The sequence below is a fragment of the Shinella sp. OV683 genome, from assembly GCF_057787725.1.
Map to the genome: position 1 here is coordinate 2,153,927 of NZ_CM173543.1, position 15,740 is coordinate 2,169,666.

The following is a 15,740-nucleotide window of genomic DNA, read 5'->3' on the forward strand; positions in this document are numbered from 1 at the left end:
ATATGACGTTGACATCAAGTAATTGATAAATCAATGTGCCTCACGCGCTCGGATGGAGGTCCAGCGTGAGGGAGGTTTGATATGTCCAATAAATTAGAAGTGTCACGTCGTGGCTTTCTTTCCACGACCACGAAACTGGCCGGCGTCACCGCCGCGATCGGCATCGCGCCGCAGTTCATCCGTCCGAGCCGCGCCCGTGCTGCTGATGCGCTTGCATCCGGCATGATCGGCGGTCCGACCGGCTTCGATGGTGCAGAACGCTATCAATATGGTGCCGACACGCCCGAGGGGCGGGCGATCGAGGCAGCCAAGAGCTTGAAGGCATCGGGTAAGGCCCCAGAGAAGATCGTGCTCGGCCTTTCCGATGGCTCGATCGGCCAGCTGACCCAGCCTTTTCCGAAGGGTGCGCCTTCGATCAAGGACCTGTGGGAGAAAGAAACCGGCATCAAGCTGGAAATCGTCGGCGTTCCGAATGGTCAGGAATTCACCAAGACCATGCAGGATATCTCGACCAAGAGCGGCGCCTATGACATCTACGCTGTCGAATGGAACCGACTGGGCGACCTCGCCGAAACCGGCGGCATCGTTCAACTCGATGATTTCGTCGCCAGTCACAAGCCGGAATGGGACGATCCTGAGCGCGGCTATGTCGGTGGCGCGGCCGGCGTTTCGCTGCTCAACCAGTATCGCGGCCATACCTATGGCGTGTCACTGGATGGTGATTTTCAAACATGGAACTACCGCACCGATCTCTTCAATGACGAGAACGAAAAAAGGGCGTTTTCCGACAAACACGGCTATGAGCTTGCGCCGCCGACAACCTGGAAACAGCACGCCGATATCGCAGCTTTCTTCCAGCGCCCGGATAAGGGGCTGTTCGGTTCGACCGACCTGCGCAATCAGGGTTGGGGCTATACCAACTGGTATCAGCGCTTCGTTTCGATGGGCAATCCCAACCAATTCCTGTTCGATGAAAGCGGCAATGCGCTGATCAATTCGGATGCCGGCTATGCCGCCACGCTCGAATATGTGGAATCGTTGGCGCACCACTCACCGGATGCGATTTCCTGGGGTTGGCCGGAGCAATATGGCAACTTTGCCGGCGGCGGCGCGGCTATGACCTGCGCCTTCTCCAACCTGCCGAAGTTCCTCGACAACAAGGGCAATGAAGGCTCCAAGGTCACCGGCAAGATCGGCTCGATGCTGCCGCCGGGCCGCGAAATCGATGGCAAGCTGATCCGCCGCACTGTGCTGTGGCTGAACCTTTCGGCCTCGATCTCGTCGCAGAGCAAGCATCCGGAAGTCTGCTACCTGCTGCTGCAGTGGCTTGGCTCCAGCCGCATCTATTCGTGGATGACGGCCAATCCGGGCGGCTATTTCGACCCATTCCAGCTGGCCAACTTTGCCGATCCATTGGTGCGCGAGACCTACCACGCCTACCACATGGATATCGTCAAGGAGAGCGTGGCGCGCACTGTGCCGACGATCAACTATCCCGGCGCGACTGCATTCCACAACGCGCTCGACGAAAACCTCGTTGCGGCGCTGACCAAGTCCAAGACGCCGGAACAGGCGATGGCCGACACCGAGAAGCAGTGGAAGCGCATTGCGCGCCGTACCGGTGAAGACAAGCTGATCGAGGCGATCAAGGCCAACAAGGCGGCCTGGCCAACGCTTGCCGATCCGATAGCCTGATTGCTTGTTCGAGACGGAGAGGGCGGTTCGCCGCCCTCTCTTGCGCCTTCATTTGCAGATTGAGACGATGACACGTTCACCCCTCTTTGAAATCTTCCGGTATGTGGCGGTGATTGCCGCCGTTGCCGTGACGCTGGTGCCGATCCTGTGGATGGCCTCGATGGCGTTCAAGCCAATCGCTGAATGGTCCGCTTCCGGCGCCGACCTGACATGGTGGCCGAAGAACCCGACGCTTGACAATTTCCGCTTCATTTTCGGCACCTCGACCAGCGATCTCATCGTCGCCCTCGACAAAACTGCCGCCAAGCCCATCCTTGCCTCGCTGCTGTCGGCGGTTTTCGGCACGCTGATTGCCATGACTGCCGGCACGTCTGCCGCCTATGGCCTGTCGCGCTTCGGCTCGGGCAACAATCTGCCGCTCGCATTGATCCAGCTGCGCCTGTTTCCGCCAATGGCGGTGATGATCCCGGTGATGATCATGTGGGCGTTCCTTGGCCTGGTCGATACATGGTGGGGGCTGGCGTTAATCTACGGAATTGTGACGCTGCCGTTCGCCTTCTGGCTGATGAAAACCTTCTTTGATGACATGCCGCGCGAGATCGAAGATGCGGCGCGTGTCGAAGGCTGCTCGCGGTTCCGCGTCTTTACCCAGATCACCTTGCCGATGATGCGGGCTCCGCTCGCGAGCTCGGCGCTGTTCGTGTTCATCCTCAACTGGTCGGATTACCTGATCGGCCTGCTGCTGACGACGCGCGAATGGGTGACGATCCCGGTCTACATGGCGTCGCTGTCGTCGTCGATGACCGGCCAGCTTTATGGCGCCAAGGCGGCACTCGGCCTGATTGCCGCCGTGCCGCCCGTGATCATGGGCATCGCCATCCAGAAGCATCTTGTGCGCGGCCTGACCTTCGGAGCGCTGAAGCAATGACCGATGCTGTTTCCTTGCCGGTTGCTGCGACGCCGGCACCTGTGGTCACCGATCGCGAAAGCCGCAAGCTTGGTTTCCGCCTGACGCTGCCAGCACAGATCCTCGTGTTGTTCATCTCGGTGTTTCCGTTGCTGATGCAGCTCTACATTTCCATGACCGACTGGTCGCCGCTGGATGGCGTGGGCTGGTGGAGCGCGTGGGAGAGCTGGAACACATTCGCCAACTACACGGACCTTGCCGTCGACAACCGTTTCTGGTCTGCGCTTGGCCGCACGGCCATCGTCATGCTGGTCTGCGTGCCGGTCGAGTTCCTGCTCGGCTTTGCGCTGGCGCTGTTGTTCATGGATGATTTCCGCGGCAAGCGGGTATTCTATTCCGTTCTGCTGATGCCGATGATGGTGGTGCCCGCGGTTGCCGGCTACATGTTCTTCATGCTTTTCCAGTCCGGCGGACCGGTCAATGACATTATCTCATCGCTGACGGGGACGCGTTTCACACTTGCCTGGCTTTCGAGCCCGGAATGGGCGCTGGTGGCGGTGATGATCTCGGACATCTGGCAATGGACGCCACTGATGTTCCTCATCCTGCTCGCGGGGCTCGCAGGTGTGCCTGAGGATCAGCTGAAGGCTGCAACATTGCTCGGGGCGTCCTGGCCGCAACGGTTCCGAACGATCATCTTGCCGAAGATGAAGACCATCATCATCATCGCGCTGGCGATCCGGGTGATCGAGAATTTCAAGATTTTCGACACGCTCTATATCATGACCGGCGGTGGGCCGGGCGTGGCGACCGAAACGATCTCCGTCTACATCTACAAGGTCACCCAGAACGACCTGATCTGGGGGTATGTCGCTGCCATCGCACTGGTCATCCTCATCGTGCTCTCCGTCGTCGTCAACTTCGCCATCAAGAAGATGAACGCTGCCCGCGAAGGAGGCCGCAAGTGACCTCAATCCATCTCGAAAATCTCCAGAAGAGTTTTGGGGCGTTCCAGGCGCTGAAGACGATGGATCTCACCATCAATGACGGCGAGTTCGTCGCTCTGCTCGGCCCATCCGGTTGCGGGAAATCAACGACCATGAACATGATCGCCGGCATGGAAGACCCGACCTCGGGGCGCATCCTATTCGACGACCGGGACATGTCCGGCGTGGCCATGGGCAAGCGTGGCGTCGGCTTCGTATTCCAGAACTACGCCATCTTCACACATATGAATGTCTACGAGAATCTCGCCTACGGCCTGAGAATGCGCAAGCTGCCGGAAGGTGAGATCGACCGCCGCGTCAAGGCGATCGCTGAATTTCTCCAACTGGGTTCGCTGCTGCAGCAGCCCTCGGCAAAGCTGTCGGTGAATATCCTGCAGCGATTGGCAATCGGTCGGTCCGCCATCGTCGAGCCAGCGATCTTCCTGCTCGATGAGCCGCTTTCCAACGTCGATGCCGCTTTCCGTGCCGTGATGCGTACCGAACTCAAGCATCTGCAGCGGCAGTTCAAGCAGACCATGGTCTATGTCACGCACGACCAGCTCGAAGCCATGACCATGGCTGACCGGATCGCCGTTATGGATCACGGCGTGTTGCAGCAGAGCGGTTCGCCCGTCGAGGTCTACAACAATCCCACCAACACCTTTGTTGCCGGTTTCCTCGGCTCGCCGGGCATGAATCTCGTCAGCGCCACCTTGACCGGGGCGAATGGCGGGCTGGTGGCCGATATGGGGGCATTTGGCCTCTCGGATCTGCTTGATGACAACCTGTCGCGGGTGGCCGCCAACGAAAACCGCCGCGAGGTCTTTTACGGCTTCCGGCCGGAGCAGGCGACGCTGACCTCGGCAGGCGAGGGCGGCATTCCCGTCTTCTTCGTCGAACGGATCGGCGCGCGCACCATCGTCCATCTCGGCCGCGACAAGGCAACGATCAAGGTGGTGATGGACAATGACAACGGGCTCGAGGCTGGCATGTCGGCGAAGTTGTCGGTCAATCCGGGCGCCGTGCGGCTGTTTGATGCCGCCAGCGGCGCGGCCATCGGGAGGGCCTGAGCAATGGCGAGCATTTCATTCAAGAATGTCACCAAGCGGTTCGGCGATACAACTGCAGTCAAAAATGTCTCGTTCGACATCGCAGACAATGAGTTCTTCTGCTTCTTCGGGCCGCCGTTGTCCGGCAAGTCGACGATCCTGAAGATGATCCTTGGGCTCGAAGCACCCGACGAAGGCGAGATCCTGATCGGCGGCAAGCCGGTCAACGCGTTGTCACCTGCCGAACGGAACGTGGCGATGGTGTTCCAGAACCTTGCATTGTTTCCGCATATGACGGCGGAGCAGAATGTCCGGTTTCCACTGGTCGAGCGCAAGGTGGCGGAAGACAAGATCAAGGCAAGGGTGGCCGCCGTGTCGGAGAAGCTGCATATCGGCCATCTCCTTCACAAGCCGCCCGCACAGCTGTCGGGTGGTGAACGGCAGCGCGTGGCGATTGCGCGGGCGCTGGTTCGAGATCCCGCCGCCTACCTCATGGACGATCCTATCTCGGCACTTGATGCACGCCTGCGCGAAGAGACCCGCGTCGAGCTCAAGCGCATCCAGCGCGAGCTCGGCCATACGCTGGTCTACGTGACGCATGATCAGGAAGAGGCGATGTCGATTGCTGACCGTATGGCGATCATGGAGGACGGCCAAATCCGCCAGACTGGCAAGCCATCGGAAATCTATGATCACCCGCAAAGCCAATACGTTGCCGGCCTGCTCGGCTCGCCGGCGATCAATCTGCTCGAGCTCGCCGGCGCTACCGCAGGTGCGGGTACGATCGATCTTGACAGCCAGGCTGTGCCTCAGGGGGCGTCCGGCATCGGCATTCGCCCGGAAGACTTGAAGGCCGAACCATGGGGTGCGGGAAAGCCCGGAATCCCGGCGAGAGTGTTCGAAGTGGAGCCGCTTGGCGGCTATACGGTGGTTACTCTGTCGGCGGGCGAGCAGAAGCTGCGTGCGCTCATGCGAGGCCAGCCTCAAATCGCTGTCGATACCGATGTGGCGCTGTCCTGCGACCCGCGCCGCATCCACTTTTTCAAACTGGACGGACAGGCGCTCGCGCCAGCGACGGCCGGATCATGATGGGAGGAGGAGATATGGCCGACGCCAAAGGTTTCAAGCCGGATGTCGATGTCCGGGTCAACGAATACAGGATCGGTGCAATAGGCGCTGGCATGATCATGGCGGAATGCCATCTGGCTGCCTACAAGGAGGCTGGCTTCAAGGTAGCGGCAATTGCCTCGCGTACGACTTCGAAGGCGCAAGAGGTTGCCAAGCGTTGGGATATCCCGAAGGTGCATGATACGCCGGAGGCGCTGATCAAGGATTCCTCGATAGAAATCCTCGACATTGCCTATCCACCGGACCTGCAGCCGGGACTGATCCGTGCGGCGCTCAAGGAGCCGCACATCAAAGCCATCCTCGCGCAAAAGCCACTCGCCCTGTCGCTCAATGAAGCCTGCAAGCTCCGCGATGAAGCAAAGGCCGCAGGCAAGGTGCTCTCGGTCAATCAGAACATGCGCTACGACCAGTCGATGCGGGTTCTCAAGCAGATCCTCGACAAGGGCGAACTGGGCCAGGTGGTGATCGCGACGATCGATATGCGCGCCATCCCGCATTGGCAGACGTTCCTCGAGGGGCTTGATCGGCTCACCCTCTCCAACATGAGCGTCCATCATCTTGATGTGCTGCGTTTCCTGTTCGGTGACGCCGAGGAAATCTACACCGCCACCCGTTCGGATCCGCGCACCACCTTCGACCACAAGGATGGGATCACTGTCTCGACGATCAAGTTCCCGAACAATGTTCTGGCGGTGTCGCTGGAGGACGTCTGGTCGGGTCCGCGTGAAGAGGGCTTCGACAGCGACATTTACATCAAATGGCGCGTTGAAGGCACGCATGGCGTCGCACAGGGCACCATCGGCTGGCCGAATGGCACTGCCTCGACACTGACCTACGCGTCCAAGAAGACCACCGGCGGCAAATGGGTGACCCCAAGCTGGGAAACAATGTGGTTCCCGCATGCCTTCATCGGCGTGATGGAGCAATTGCAGTATGCCGTCAAGCACGGCGAGACCCCTGTGCTCAACGTCGCCGATAACGTCAAGACCATGGCTCTGGTGGAAGCAGGCTACAAGTCGATGGACGAAGGCCGCGCTGTCAAGCTCAGCGAAATCGCAATTAACTGACCATCATAAAGGGAGGAATACGCCAATGATGCAGACCGGTATTTTCACGGGATATTTCCCGTACTCGCTGGAAGAGACCGCAAAGAAGATCCGCGCTCTCGATTTCAACACCGTTCAGCTCGACATGCATTTCAAGGACGTCGATGTCAGCGTCGGCCAGATCACCAAGGACAAGTGCAACACGATCCGCAACACGTTCCGTGATCATAACCTGCCGATCTGCTGCATTTCGGGTTACACCAACATCATTCATCCCGACAAGGACGAGCGGGCGAGGCGTGTTGGCTACCTCAAGGAGATCATCAAGCATGCCCAATATCTGGGCACGCCCTATGTGATCTCGGAGACCGGCACCTACAACACCGAATCCGATTGGGTGCATCACCCGAAGAACAAGACGGAAGAAGGTTTCGAAGAGTGCCGCAAGGTTATCGCCGATCTCTCGCAATTCGCCTATGATCATGGTGCGATGTTCCTGCTCGAAACCTATGTCAACAATGTCGTCGGCTCGGTTGAAGAGACGGTGAAGATGTTTGCGCAGGTCGATCACCCTGGCCTTGGCCTGCTGATGGACCCGACCAACTATTTCGAGACGCACAATATCGACAAGATGGATGCGATCCTCAACCAGGTGTTCGACACGCTGCAGGACAAGATCAAGATCGGCCACGCCAAGGACGTTAAGCGTTCAGGCGACGACAAGTCGGAAAAGCATGCCGATATCGGTGATGCCGATGCGCTCGAAAGCCACACGTTCCGCGGCGTCGGTGAAATCGAACTGCCGGCACCCGGCCTCGGTTCGCTGAACTACGATCTCTATCTGAAGCTCCTGTCGCGCAAGCATCCGAACATCCCGGTGATCATCGAGCATTTGGAAGAATCCGACGTGCCGCGCGCCAAGAAGTTCCTTGACGGCAAGCTGCGCGCTCAGGGTCTCTGAAACATTGAAACAGGATGGCCGGGGCTTGCTCCGGCCATTTGGAATGATGTCAACGCCGCAGAACTCCACTGCCGTCATGCTCGGGCTTGTCCCGAGCATCTGCAACGGACCGGCTTTATCGCGGCTTGGCAGATCCTCGGCACAAGGCCGAGGATGACGTAGAGTATGTTGTCCAGTCGTCATCAAACTGGATGGCGGGGGCTTGTTCCGGCCATCTACCTGAATAGCCTGGCGACGCAGGTCATAAGGAAGGCAGACATGGTTGAGTTATATGGTGGCCAAAGATCACGACGAGATCTTGCGGCCCATGCAGGGTCTTTTTCGCAATTTGCCGGCGTTCGGCTGATGACGCTTGGCGACGGCGTCGAGCGCGGCATCCGCATGCTCGAATTTCGCAGCGGCACGGGATTGCGGTTCACGGTGCTGATCGATCGCGCCTTCGATATCGGCGATTGTGAGTATCGCGGGATGGCGGTGGGCTGGAATTCGCCAGCCGGCTTCAAGCATCCTGGCCTGCATGAATACGAGGGCGAGGGCGGCCTTGGCTGGCTGCGCTCCTTCTCGGGCCTGATGGTCACCTGCGGCCTCGACCATATTCTGTTCATGAACGACGAGCCCGGCGACCATTATGTCTACGGTCCGCGCAAGACGATCAGCCACTCTCTTCATGGCCGCATCGGCACGATCCCCGGCAAGCTCAATGGATACGGCGAGCGCTGGGATGGGGACGATTGCTACCTCTGGGCGGAGGGCACGGTGACACAGGGAGCGGTGTTTGCCGAACATCTCGAACTGATCCGCCGCATCGAAATCAAGGCAGGCACCAACGACATCAAGATTTCGGATCGCGTGGTCAATCGAGGCTTTTATCGCACCCCGCATATGTATTGCTATCACATCAATATCGGTCACCCGGTTCTGGCTGAAGGCTCGCGCTACATCGCGCCGCTCAAGGACGTTGTCTGGGCGGCTCATGCCGGTGCGGATTACCATAAGCAGAAGGTCGGCTATCGTACCATGCCGGCACCGCAGATGAACTTCCACGAGCAGGTCTGGCAGCACGAGATGGGCTCCGATGCCAATGGCGAAGTGCCGGTGGCGCTGGTCAATGAAGAGCTCGGGATCGGCTTCGAGCTGATCACGAAAAAGGAACAGTTTCCGTGCATGTATGAATGGCAGAACCTGCAGGCCGGCCAATATGCACTGGGCATCGAACCTTCGAGCAATCACGTTCTCGGCAAGGATTATGCGCGCGAAAAGGGTGAGTTGATCTGGCTCGAGCATGGCGACGAGCGCCGTTATGACAGCACATTCCGCATTCTGACCAGCAGGGACGAGATCGCCTCGGAAGAGAAGCGCATCCGCGCCATCGCCCATCAGCCGCAGGAAGAATATCCCCAGCCGTCCGGCAAGCACCTGCCGATCGGGGGGCGGAAATGATCGATATGAAGGGCAGGACGATACTCTACACCGGTGGCGCCGGTGGCTTGGGCCTGGAAACAACCATGCATTTTCTCGATGCCGGGGCGCGCGTCGTTGTCATTGATCGCGACAAGGCCAAGATGAAAGCGCTTGCCGAGGCCGCCAGGACACATCACGCCGAACGGCTGCTGATCCGCGATTTCGACCTTTCCGATCTCGATGGGCTGAGGAAGGAACTGGCCGACATCCAGGCGTCCTTCGGTGGATTTGATGTGGTCATCAACAACGCGGCGATCTATCCGTCCAAGCCGTTCCACGAATTTACCGTCGAGGAGCATCAGGCCGTGCAGCGCATCAATGTGGATGCGGCGATCGTTTGCGTGCAAGCGGCGCTGCCGCATATGCGCGCCCAGCAATGGGGCCGGATCATCAACATCGCCAGCGTCACCTTCTACGGTGGCTGGGCGCTGCTGGCGCCTTATGTACAGTCCAAGGGCGCCCTGATCGGACTGGCACGGGCGTGGGCACGTGAATATGGCGTCGACGGCATCACGGTGAATGCCGTCTCGCCCGGTGCCTTTCCGACCGACGCCGAGAAGATCCATCCAGATCCCGAAGGCTATGCCAAGCATGTGCTGGACCACCAGGCGGTCAAGGTGCGTGGCACGCCGGCCGATATCGCCAATGCCCTGATGTTCCTGGCATCGGATGGCGCGGGCTTCATCACCGGCCAGACGCTGAATGTCGACGGCGGCTGGGTAATGCACTGAATGAGTTCCGATATGAAAAGTTACAAGGCGCTGACCTGGGATCACCCCCGGGGCTACAATGCATTGGCCGTCGCGTCTGACTCGGCACGCCGCGACGGTCTTGTCGATATCGCGTGGGACAAGCATCCTCTCGAAGGCTTCGAATCCCACCCGATTGCTGATCTCTGCCAGAAATATGACCTCGTCGTACTCGACCATCCGCATGTCGGCGAAGCGATCGCAGAAGATTGCCTGCAGCCGCTTGAAGGCGTGTTTGATGCAGAGGCGCTCGCAGCGATCGGCCGCGAAACCATTGGTCCGTGCCTGGAAAGCTATGCTTATGCGGGATCGACCTGGGCGCTGCCCTTGGACGCCGCGACACAGGTAATGGCCGCAAGGCCTGATCTGCTCGGCAGTCCCTCGCCGGGGACATGGACTGAAGTCGCTGCATTGTCCGAGAAGACTGGCAAAGTGGCGCTATCACTTGCTGGGCCGCATGCGGCGCTATCCTTCCTGTCGGCCTGCGCGTCACTGGGCGAAGATGCGGGCAGGGAAGGCAATGATTATCTGATCGGCGACGCCGTCGGCATCGCAGCCTATGGGCTGATGCAGGAGCTGGCGGCGAGAAGTCCTCGATCGGTGATATCGCTCAATCCGATCGGCATTCTCGGCCATATGGCATCCAACGATGACGTTGCGCTCTGCCCGTTGATCTATGGCTACGTGAATTACTCGGCGCCGGCTTCCGGTCATCGCATCGCATTTCACAATGCCCCGCGTGCTGCACACGGCGGTAGGCCCGGCTCTACGCTTGGCGGCACTGGCATCGGCATTTCAAAGCGTAGCGAGATAACGTCAGAACTGAAGCAGCACCTGCTGTGGCTGATGGGCAGTGAAGCCCAGACGCGCTTCATTCCGTCTCACCAGGGCCAGCCATCGCGCCGCGAGGCTTGGCACGATGCCGGCGTCAATGCTGTTTGGGGCGACTTCTACCGCAACAAATCTGACACGCTGGAAAATGCCTATATGCGTCCGCGCTTCAACGGATACATTGCCTTCCAGACCGAGGCATCGGCCCTGTTGCGTGAAGCCTTTGCAAGCAATGTCGGCGCTGCTGTGGCCGTGCGGACATTGAACGAGACTTACAGGAAGACATTGGAGAATTCCCGATGACCGAAGACATCAGCTTCGAGGTGGAAGGCGATATCGCCATCATCACGCTCAATCGCCCGCAAAAGCTCAATGCCGTCACACCGGAAATGGCCGACGCCATCGTCGCTGCTGTGACCGAATGCAACGACAGCGATACGATCCGCTGCGTCATCGTGACTGGGGCGGGTGAAAGGGCATTTTGCGCCGGCTCCGATATCAAGGAACTTGATACCTACGAGACGCCCTGGGAATTCCGCAATCGGCCGGACTATTGCGACGCGATCCGGGCGCTGTTGAAGCCGTCCATCGCGGCCGTGAACGGCTATGCCTTTGGTGGGGGGCTGGAGACGTCACTGTCCTGTGACATCCGCATAGCGTCAGAAAATGCTCAGTTCGCCGCGCCCGAGATCAAGCTCGGCTGGATCGGCGGCGGTGGCATGGCCGTGCATCTCGCCCACTCCATCGGGCCGTCGAATGCGGCGCTCATGATCATGACCGGCGACGCCATTCCGGCATCGCGTGCCAAGGACTGGGGTCTGGTGAGCGAAGTGGTGCCGCAGGCAGAACTGCTTGAAAAGGCGAAAACACTAGCGAAGACAATTGCTTCGCGCGCACCGATCGCAGCCGAGACAGCGAAAATCAATCTCAAGGCGGCCTTTTCGATGCCTGTGGAAAAGGCTATCGAATATGAGCGCGATCTGCAGACCATATGCTTTGCAACGGCGGATGCCGCCGAGGGTCGCGCCGCATTCAAGGAGAAACGCTCGCCTGTTTTCAAGCGGCGTTGAGGGAATTTCGAGGGAGATTTGAAGTGAGCCTTAATCCAGAAACATTTGCGTCCGGCACCTTTGTCGGTCGCGTCTGGCTGAAAGACGTCAACGGTCCGGCCGTCGTGTATCTCGTTGATGGCGTCCTGCATGATGTGACCAGCCGCGAGGTTGCTACGGTTCGGGACCTGCTTGAAATGGCCGATCCAGTGGCATGGCTCAAGGCGCAGCCTGCCAAGCCGATTGGCTCGCTGGCGGAGATCAGTGCCAGTGGCTCGCTGCTCGCCCCTTGCGACCTGCAGGCGGTGAAAGCCTGCGGTGTGACCTTCGCACGCTCGATGATCGAGCGCGTCATCGAGGAAAAGGCGGCCGGTAATCCGGCATTGGCTGAAAAGATGCGCGAGCGCGTCACGGCATTGATCGGCGATTCCCTGCGCAACCTGAAGGCCGGCTCGGAAGAGGCCATGAAGGTCAAGGCGGCGCTGATCGAGGAAGGCGTCTGGTCGCAATATCTCGAGGTCGGCATTGGTCCCGACGCCGAGGTGTTCACCAAGGGCCAGCCGATGTCGTCGGTCGGCTACGGCGCCGACGTCGGCCTGCATCCGATCTCCAAGTGGAATAATCCGGAGCCTGAAGTCGTGCTCGCGGTCAATTCCAGGGGTGAGGTCAAGGGTGCGACGCTTGGCAACGACGTCAATCTGCGCGACGTCGAAGGCCGTTCGGCGCTGTTGCTCGGCAAGGCCAAGGACAACAATGCATCATGCTCGATCGGGCCATTTATTCGCCTGTTCGATGCGACCTATTCGATCGATGACGTTCGCAACGCCGATCTAGATCTCGCCGTCAGCGGTGAAGACGGTTTCAAACTCGCGGGCAAGAGCTCGATGAAAGAGATCAGCCGCGATCCGCTCGATCTCGTCAGCCAGACGATCGGCAAGCACCATCAGTATCCCGATGGCTTCATGCTGTTCATGGGAACTTTGTTCGCACCGGTCGAGGACCGCGATTTCAAGGGGCAGGGTTTTACCCACAAGATCGGCGATGTGGTGACGATTTCCAACGCCAAGCTCGGCAGCCTGAGCAACATTGTGAAGCTGTCGACAGAATGCGCGCCCTGGAGCTTTGGTACGACATCGCTGATGCGCAATCTGGCGGCGCGCGGCCTGCTCTAGAAATGCTGGTTCTTCAGACGAATAAGGGGCGGACCTTGTGGTCCGCCCCTTTGTGTATCGTGACTTACTACGCCTTACAGGTCGAAGTAGTCGGCCTTGAAGTTGATCCCACCATCAAAGTGAATGGCGAAATCCACTTTCTTGTCACCGTCAGTATCGCCATAGACATAGGTGTCGCCGCCGATCTTTTGATAGCGCAGCTCGCCGGCATCGCCTGAGAACTTGTCCGTGCCGATGAAGTCGAAGGCCTGGTTGCCCTTGCGATCTTCGTTGGCGTCGATGGACACGAGGTTGATGTGGTCGCCTTGCTTGAAGTTGAAGTCGAGGATGATATCGGCTTTGGCCTTGTTGGCAGAGGTGTCGCCGGTGGCGAACACGAACGCGTCGGCCCCGGCGTTGCCGGAAAGCGTATCCTGGCCTGCGCCACCATAGATCTTGTCGGCGCCGGCGCCACCCGTAAGCACGTCCTTGCCTTCGGCGCCCTTGAGGGTGTCATCGCCAGCCGCACCCTTCAGCGTGTCGTTGCCTGCTAGGCCGAACAGTGAGTTGTTGCTGGCATTGCCGGCGAGGGTGTTGGCCAGCGCGTTGCCAGTGCCCTTGAGCACGGTTCCGGTAAGCGTCAAATTCTCGATGAAATCGCCGAGCACGTAGTTGTTGACCGACGTCTTGACGGTGTCAGTACCGCCGGCATCCGCATTGGCCTGCGTCAATTCCGTTACCGTGTCGCCGGTGCCGACGATGTAGGTGTCGTCGTCTGCACCACCGCTCAAGGTATCGGCGCCGTCTCCGCCATCGAGCGTGTCGTCGCCTGCGAGGCCGGCGAGATAGCTCGCACCGCTATTGCCGGTCATGGTGTTATCAAGAGTGTTGCCGTAGCTGTACAGGTTGTCGGTGCCGGTCTGCAGCAGGGCTTCGACATAAGCCGCCATCTGATAGTGGCTGACGCTCGCCTGGACGGTATCGGTGCCTTCGCCGTCTGCTTCGGTCACCACGTCATCGAGGCTGTTGACGACATAGTTGTCGTCTCCAGCACCGCCGATCATCGTGTCGGCGCCGGACACGCCGTCGAGAATGTTGGTGCCGGTATTGCCGGTGAGCACGTTGTCGAGGCTGTTGCCGTAGCCGCTTACATCGGAGGTGCCCGTCAGCGTGAGGTTTTCGATGTAGTCGCCGAGCGTGTAGCCGTCGATTGCCGTTTCGACGGTATCGGTGCCGCCCGCATCGGCACTGGCCTGTGTCAACTCGGTGACGACGTCGCCCTCGCCGACAATATAGGTGTCATCATCAGCACCGCCATTCAGCGTATCCGTGCCGTCGCCGCCGTCGAGCGTGTCGTTGCCGCCCTGGCCCGCGAGGTAGTTGTTGCCGCTGTTGCCGGTCAGTTCGTTGTCGAGGCTGTTGCCGTAGCCGTACAGATCATCAGAGCCGGTCTGCGCCAGGTTTTCGACATAGTCGCCGAGCAGATAGTGATTGCGGGTGGTCTGGACCGTATCGGTGCCTTCGCCATCGGCTTCCACGACGACATCGCCCGTGCCAACCACATAGGTGTCGTCTCCTGCGCCGCCGGTCAGCGTGTCGGTTCCGTCGCCGCCATCGAGGGTGTCGTCGCCGTCCATGCCATAGAGCATGTTGGCGCCGGTATTGCCGGTGATGACGTTGTCGAGGCTATTGCCGTATCCGTAGAGATCATCGCTGCCCGTCAGCGTCAGGTTTTCGACATAGTCGCCGATCTGGTAATGGTTGAGGTCGGTCTGGACCGTGTCGCTGCCTTCACCATCGGCTTCCGTGACGACATCGCCGGAATCATCGATGACATAGGTGTCGTCGCCGAGACCGCCGGCAAGCGTGTCTGCACCGAGTCCGCCATCGATCAGGTCGCCATAGTCCGTGCCGACATAGTTGTCGTTGCCGTCGGAGCCGATGAAGTGCTGCGCCTGGCTTGCGAAGATCTGGTAGAGCAGGTCGATATAGGATTCTGCCGTCGTCGCCTTCTTCAGGGCATCCATCAGCTGGTAGACGCTGTTATCAGTTGTGCTTGCGGTCGTGCCGACGTCCTCGGATATGCCGAGGTCGGAAACGAGAAGGCCCTGGAGGACGCCTGTCAGTTCGCTGCGCGTACCGGCGGTGTCGTCCTGCGTATAGGTGGTGTTGGCGTCGTAGGAGCCGAAGGTGATCGAGTCGATGGTTCCGGAGTAGGCGCCATGCTGACCCACGACGCCATCGTACTGGATTGCCGTACCTTCCATCAGCACCTGAGCATCGTTGGTCGTGCCGGCATAGCGCACGCCGTATTGCGAGCCGGAGTAGTAACCTGCCAGATCCGATGAGTAGCTGCCGCCATAATAGGTATTCGTGCCTGCGGTCGTGCCGAGCGAGGCGAAATAGTCGTAAAGGTATTGGTTATAATCGATGGACGAGAGCGCCGAAGCGTCGATCGTGATCATGTCAGCCATGTTATTCTCCTTGCAAATCCGAGATCCTTCTCGAGTCCCGGGGCGGTGTTTGCCCTGCCATCGACAAAGCGCTGGTCCCGCCAGTTACCCGGCGGCTTGAAATCGTGGTGTTCGGGAATGCTCGGGTTGGCTTTCTTTGATGCCGGCGAAAACACGTTTGCCGATCCTGCCGCCCCCGGACCTGTCACACAGGCGCACGAAAGCATGGGCTGCGATCTGCTCGCAGCCTCACCAATCAGTCGACCTGATGTTA

The 15,740-nt window shown here is 59.5% G+C and carries 13 protein-coding genes; 12 read left to right on the forward strand and 1 reads right to left on the reverse strand.

Annotated features, from left to right (window positions below):
• The first annotated feature begins 81 nt into the window (after window positions 1-81).
• The 12 genes from ACXHRN_RS10280 to ACXHRN_RS10335 all read left to right on the forward strand — a co-directional run bounded on the left by ACXHRN_RS10280 (window position 82) and on the right by ACXHRN_RS10335 (window position 13,034).
• Window positions 82-1,695: an extracellular solute-binding protein gene (locus tag ACXHRN_RS10280; protein ID WP_488641216.1), complete on the forward strand. Its 1,614-nt coding sequence runs from the start codon at window positions 82-84 to the stop codon at window positions 1,693-1,695.
• A gap of 67 nt (window positions 1,696-1,762) precedes the next feature.
• Window positions 1,763-2,623: a carbohydrate ABC transporter permease gene (locus ACXHRN_RS10285; protein WP_488641217.1), complete on the forward strand. Its 861-nt coding sequence runs from the start codon at window positions 1,763-1,765 to the stop codon at window positions 2,621-2,623.
• Window positions 2,620-3,570 (forward strand): carbohydrate ABC transporter permease, encoded by a 951-nt coding sequence (locus tag ACXHRN_RS10290; RefSeq protein WP_488641218.1) that lies wholly within the window; start codon window positions 2,620-2,622, stop codon window positions 3,568-3,570. The genes ACXHRN_RS10285 and ACXHRN_RS10290 overlap by 4 nt, the downstream gene beginning before the upstream one ends.
• Window positions 3,567-4,658: an ABC transporter ATP-binding protein gene (locus ACXHRN_RS10295; RefSeq protein ID WP_488641219.1), complete on the forward strand. Its 1,092-nt coding sequence runs from the start codon at window positions 3,567-3,569 to the stop codon at window positions 4,656-4,658. Before ACXHRN_RS10290 ends, ACXHRN_RS10295 begins: the two co-directional genes overlap by 4 nt.
• A 3-nt stretch (window positions 4,659-4,661) precedes the next feature.
• Window positions 4,662-5,726 (forward strand): ABC transporter ATP-binding protein, encoded by a 1,065-nt coding sequence (locus tag ACXHRN_RS10300; protein WP_488641220.1) that lies wholly within the window; start codon window positions 4,662-4,664, stop codon window positions 5,724-5,726.
• 14 nt (window positions 5,727-5,740) lie between these two features.
• On the forward strand, window positions 5,741-6,832 hold the full coding sequence (locus ACXHRN_RS10305; protein ID WP_488641221.1) for a Gfo/Idh/MocA family protein: 1,092 nt from the start codon (window positions 5,741-5,743) through the stop codon (window positions 6,830-6,832).
• A gap of 25 nt (window positions 6,833-6,857) precedes the next feature.
• Window positions 6,858-7,772 (forward strand): sugar phosphate isomerase/epimerase family protein, encoded by a 915-nt coding sequence (locus ACXHRN_RS10310; RefSeq protein ID WP_488641222.1) that lies wholly within the window; start codon window positions 6,858-6,860, stop codon window positions 7,770-7,772.
• Window positions 7,773-8,030: 258 nt separating this feature from the next.
• Window positions 8,031-9,212 carry an aldose 1-epimerase family protein gene (locus ACXHRN_RS10315; RefSeq protein ID WP_488641223.1) on the forward strand — a complete coding sequence of 394 codons (1,182 nt, stop codon included), beginning with the start codon at window positions 8,031-8,033 and terminating at the stop codon, window positions 9,210-9,212.
• Window positions 9,209-9,964, forward strand: a complete 756-nt coding sequence (locus ACXHRN_RS10320) for an SDR family NAD(P)-dependent oxidoreductase (RefSeq protein WP_488641224.1) — start codon at window positions 9,209-9,211, stop codon at window positions 9,962-9,964. Before ACXHRN_RS10315 ends, ACXHRN_RS10320 begins: the two co-directional genes overlap by 4 nt.
• Window positions 9,965-9,976: 12 nt before the next feature.
• Entirely contained in the window at window positions 9,977-11,116 is a 1,140-nt protein-coding gene (locus tag ACXHRN_RS10325) for an extracellular solute-binding protein (RefSeq protein ID WP_488641225.1), read from the forward strand.
• Complete coding sequence (locus ACXHRN_RS10330; RefSeq protein WP_488641226.1) at window positions 11,113-11,883, forward strand: enoyl-CoA hydratase/isomerase family protein; 771 nt, start codon at window positions 11,113-11,115, stop codon at window positions 11,881-11,883. The genes ACXHRN_RS10325 and ACXHRN_RS10330 overlap by 4 nt, the downstream gene beginning before the upstream one ends.
• A 23-nt stretch (window positions 11,884-11,906) precedes the next feature.
• Window positions 11,907-13,034, forward strand: a complete 1,128-nt coding sequence (locus ACXHRN_RS10335; protein WP_488641227.1) for a fumarylacetoacetate hydrolase family protein — start codon at window positions 11,907-11,909, stop codon at window positions 13,032-13,034.
• Window positions 13,035-13,108: 74 nt separating this feature from the next.
• On the opposite strand, the gene ACXHRN_RS10340 is transcribed toward ACXHRN_RS10335, so the two are convergent.
• Complete coding sequence (locus ACXHRN_RS10340) at window positions 13,109-15,487, reverse strand: calcium-binding protein (protein WP_488641228.1); 2,379 nt, start codon at window positions 15,485-15,487, stop codon at window positions 13,109-13,111.
• Between the last annotated feature and the right edge of the window lie 253 nt (window positions 15,488-15,740).

Bases quoted from the DNA above. Each gene is read 5' to 3' on its own strand.
- ACXHRN_RS10290 (WP_488641218.1), top strand. From the start codon at position 2,620: ATGACCGATGCTGTTTCCTTGCCGGTTGCTGCGACGCCGGCACCTGTG.
- ACXHRN_RS10330 (WP_488641226.1), top strand. From the start codon at position 11,113: ATGACCGAAGACATCAGCTTCGAGGTGGAAGGCGATATCGCCATCATC.
- ACXHRN_RS10320 (WP_488641224.1), top strand. From the start codon at position 9,209: ATGATCGATATGAAGGGCAGGACGATACTCTACACCGGTGGCGCCGGT.
- ACXHRN_RS10325 (WP_488641225.1), top strand. From the start codon at position 9,977: ATGAAAAGTTACAAGGCGCTGACCTGGGATCACCCCCGGGGCTACAAT.
- ACXHRN_RS10315 (WP_488641223.1), top strand. From the start codon at position 8,031: ATGGTTGAGTTATATGGTGGCCAAAGATCACGACGAGATCTTGCGGCC.
- ACXHRN_RS10340 (WP_488641228.1), bottom strand. From the start codon at position 15,487: ATGGCTGACATGATCACGATCGACGCTTCGGCGCTCTCGTCCATCGAT.
- ACXHRN_RS10280 (WP_488641216.1), top strand. From the start codon at position 82: ATGTCCAATAAATTAGAAGTGTCACGTCGTGGCTTTCTTTCCACGACC.
- ACXHRN_RS10310 (WP_488641222.1), top strand. From the start codon at position 6,858: ATGATGCAGACCGGTATTTTCACGGGATATTTCCCGTACTCGCTGGAA.
- ACXHRN_RS10300 (WP_488641220.1), top strand. From the start codon at position 4,662: ATGGCGAGCATTTCATTCAAGAATGTCACCAAGCGGTTCGGCGATACA.
- ACXHRN_RS10285 (WP_488641217.1), top strand. From the start codon at position 1,763: ATGACACGTTCACCCCTCTTTGAAATCTTCCGGTATGTGGCGGTGATT.
- ACXHRN_RS10305 (WP_488641221.1), top strand. From the start codon at position 5,741: ATGGCCGACGCCAAAGGTTTCAAGCCGGATGTCGATGTCCGGGTCAAC.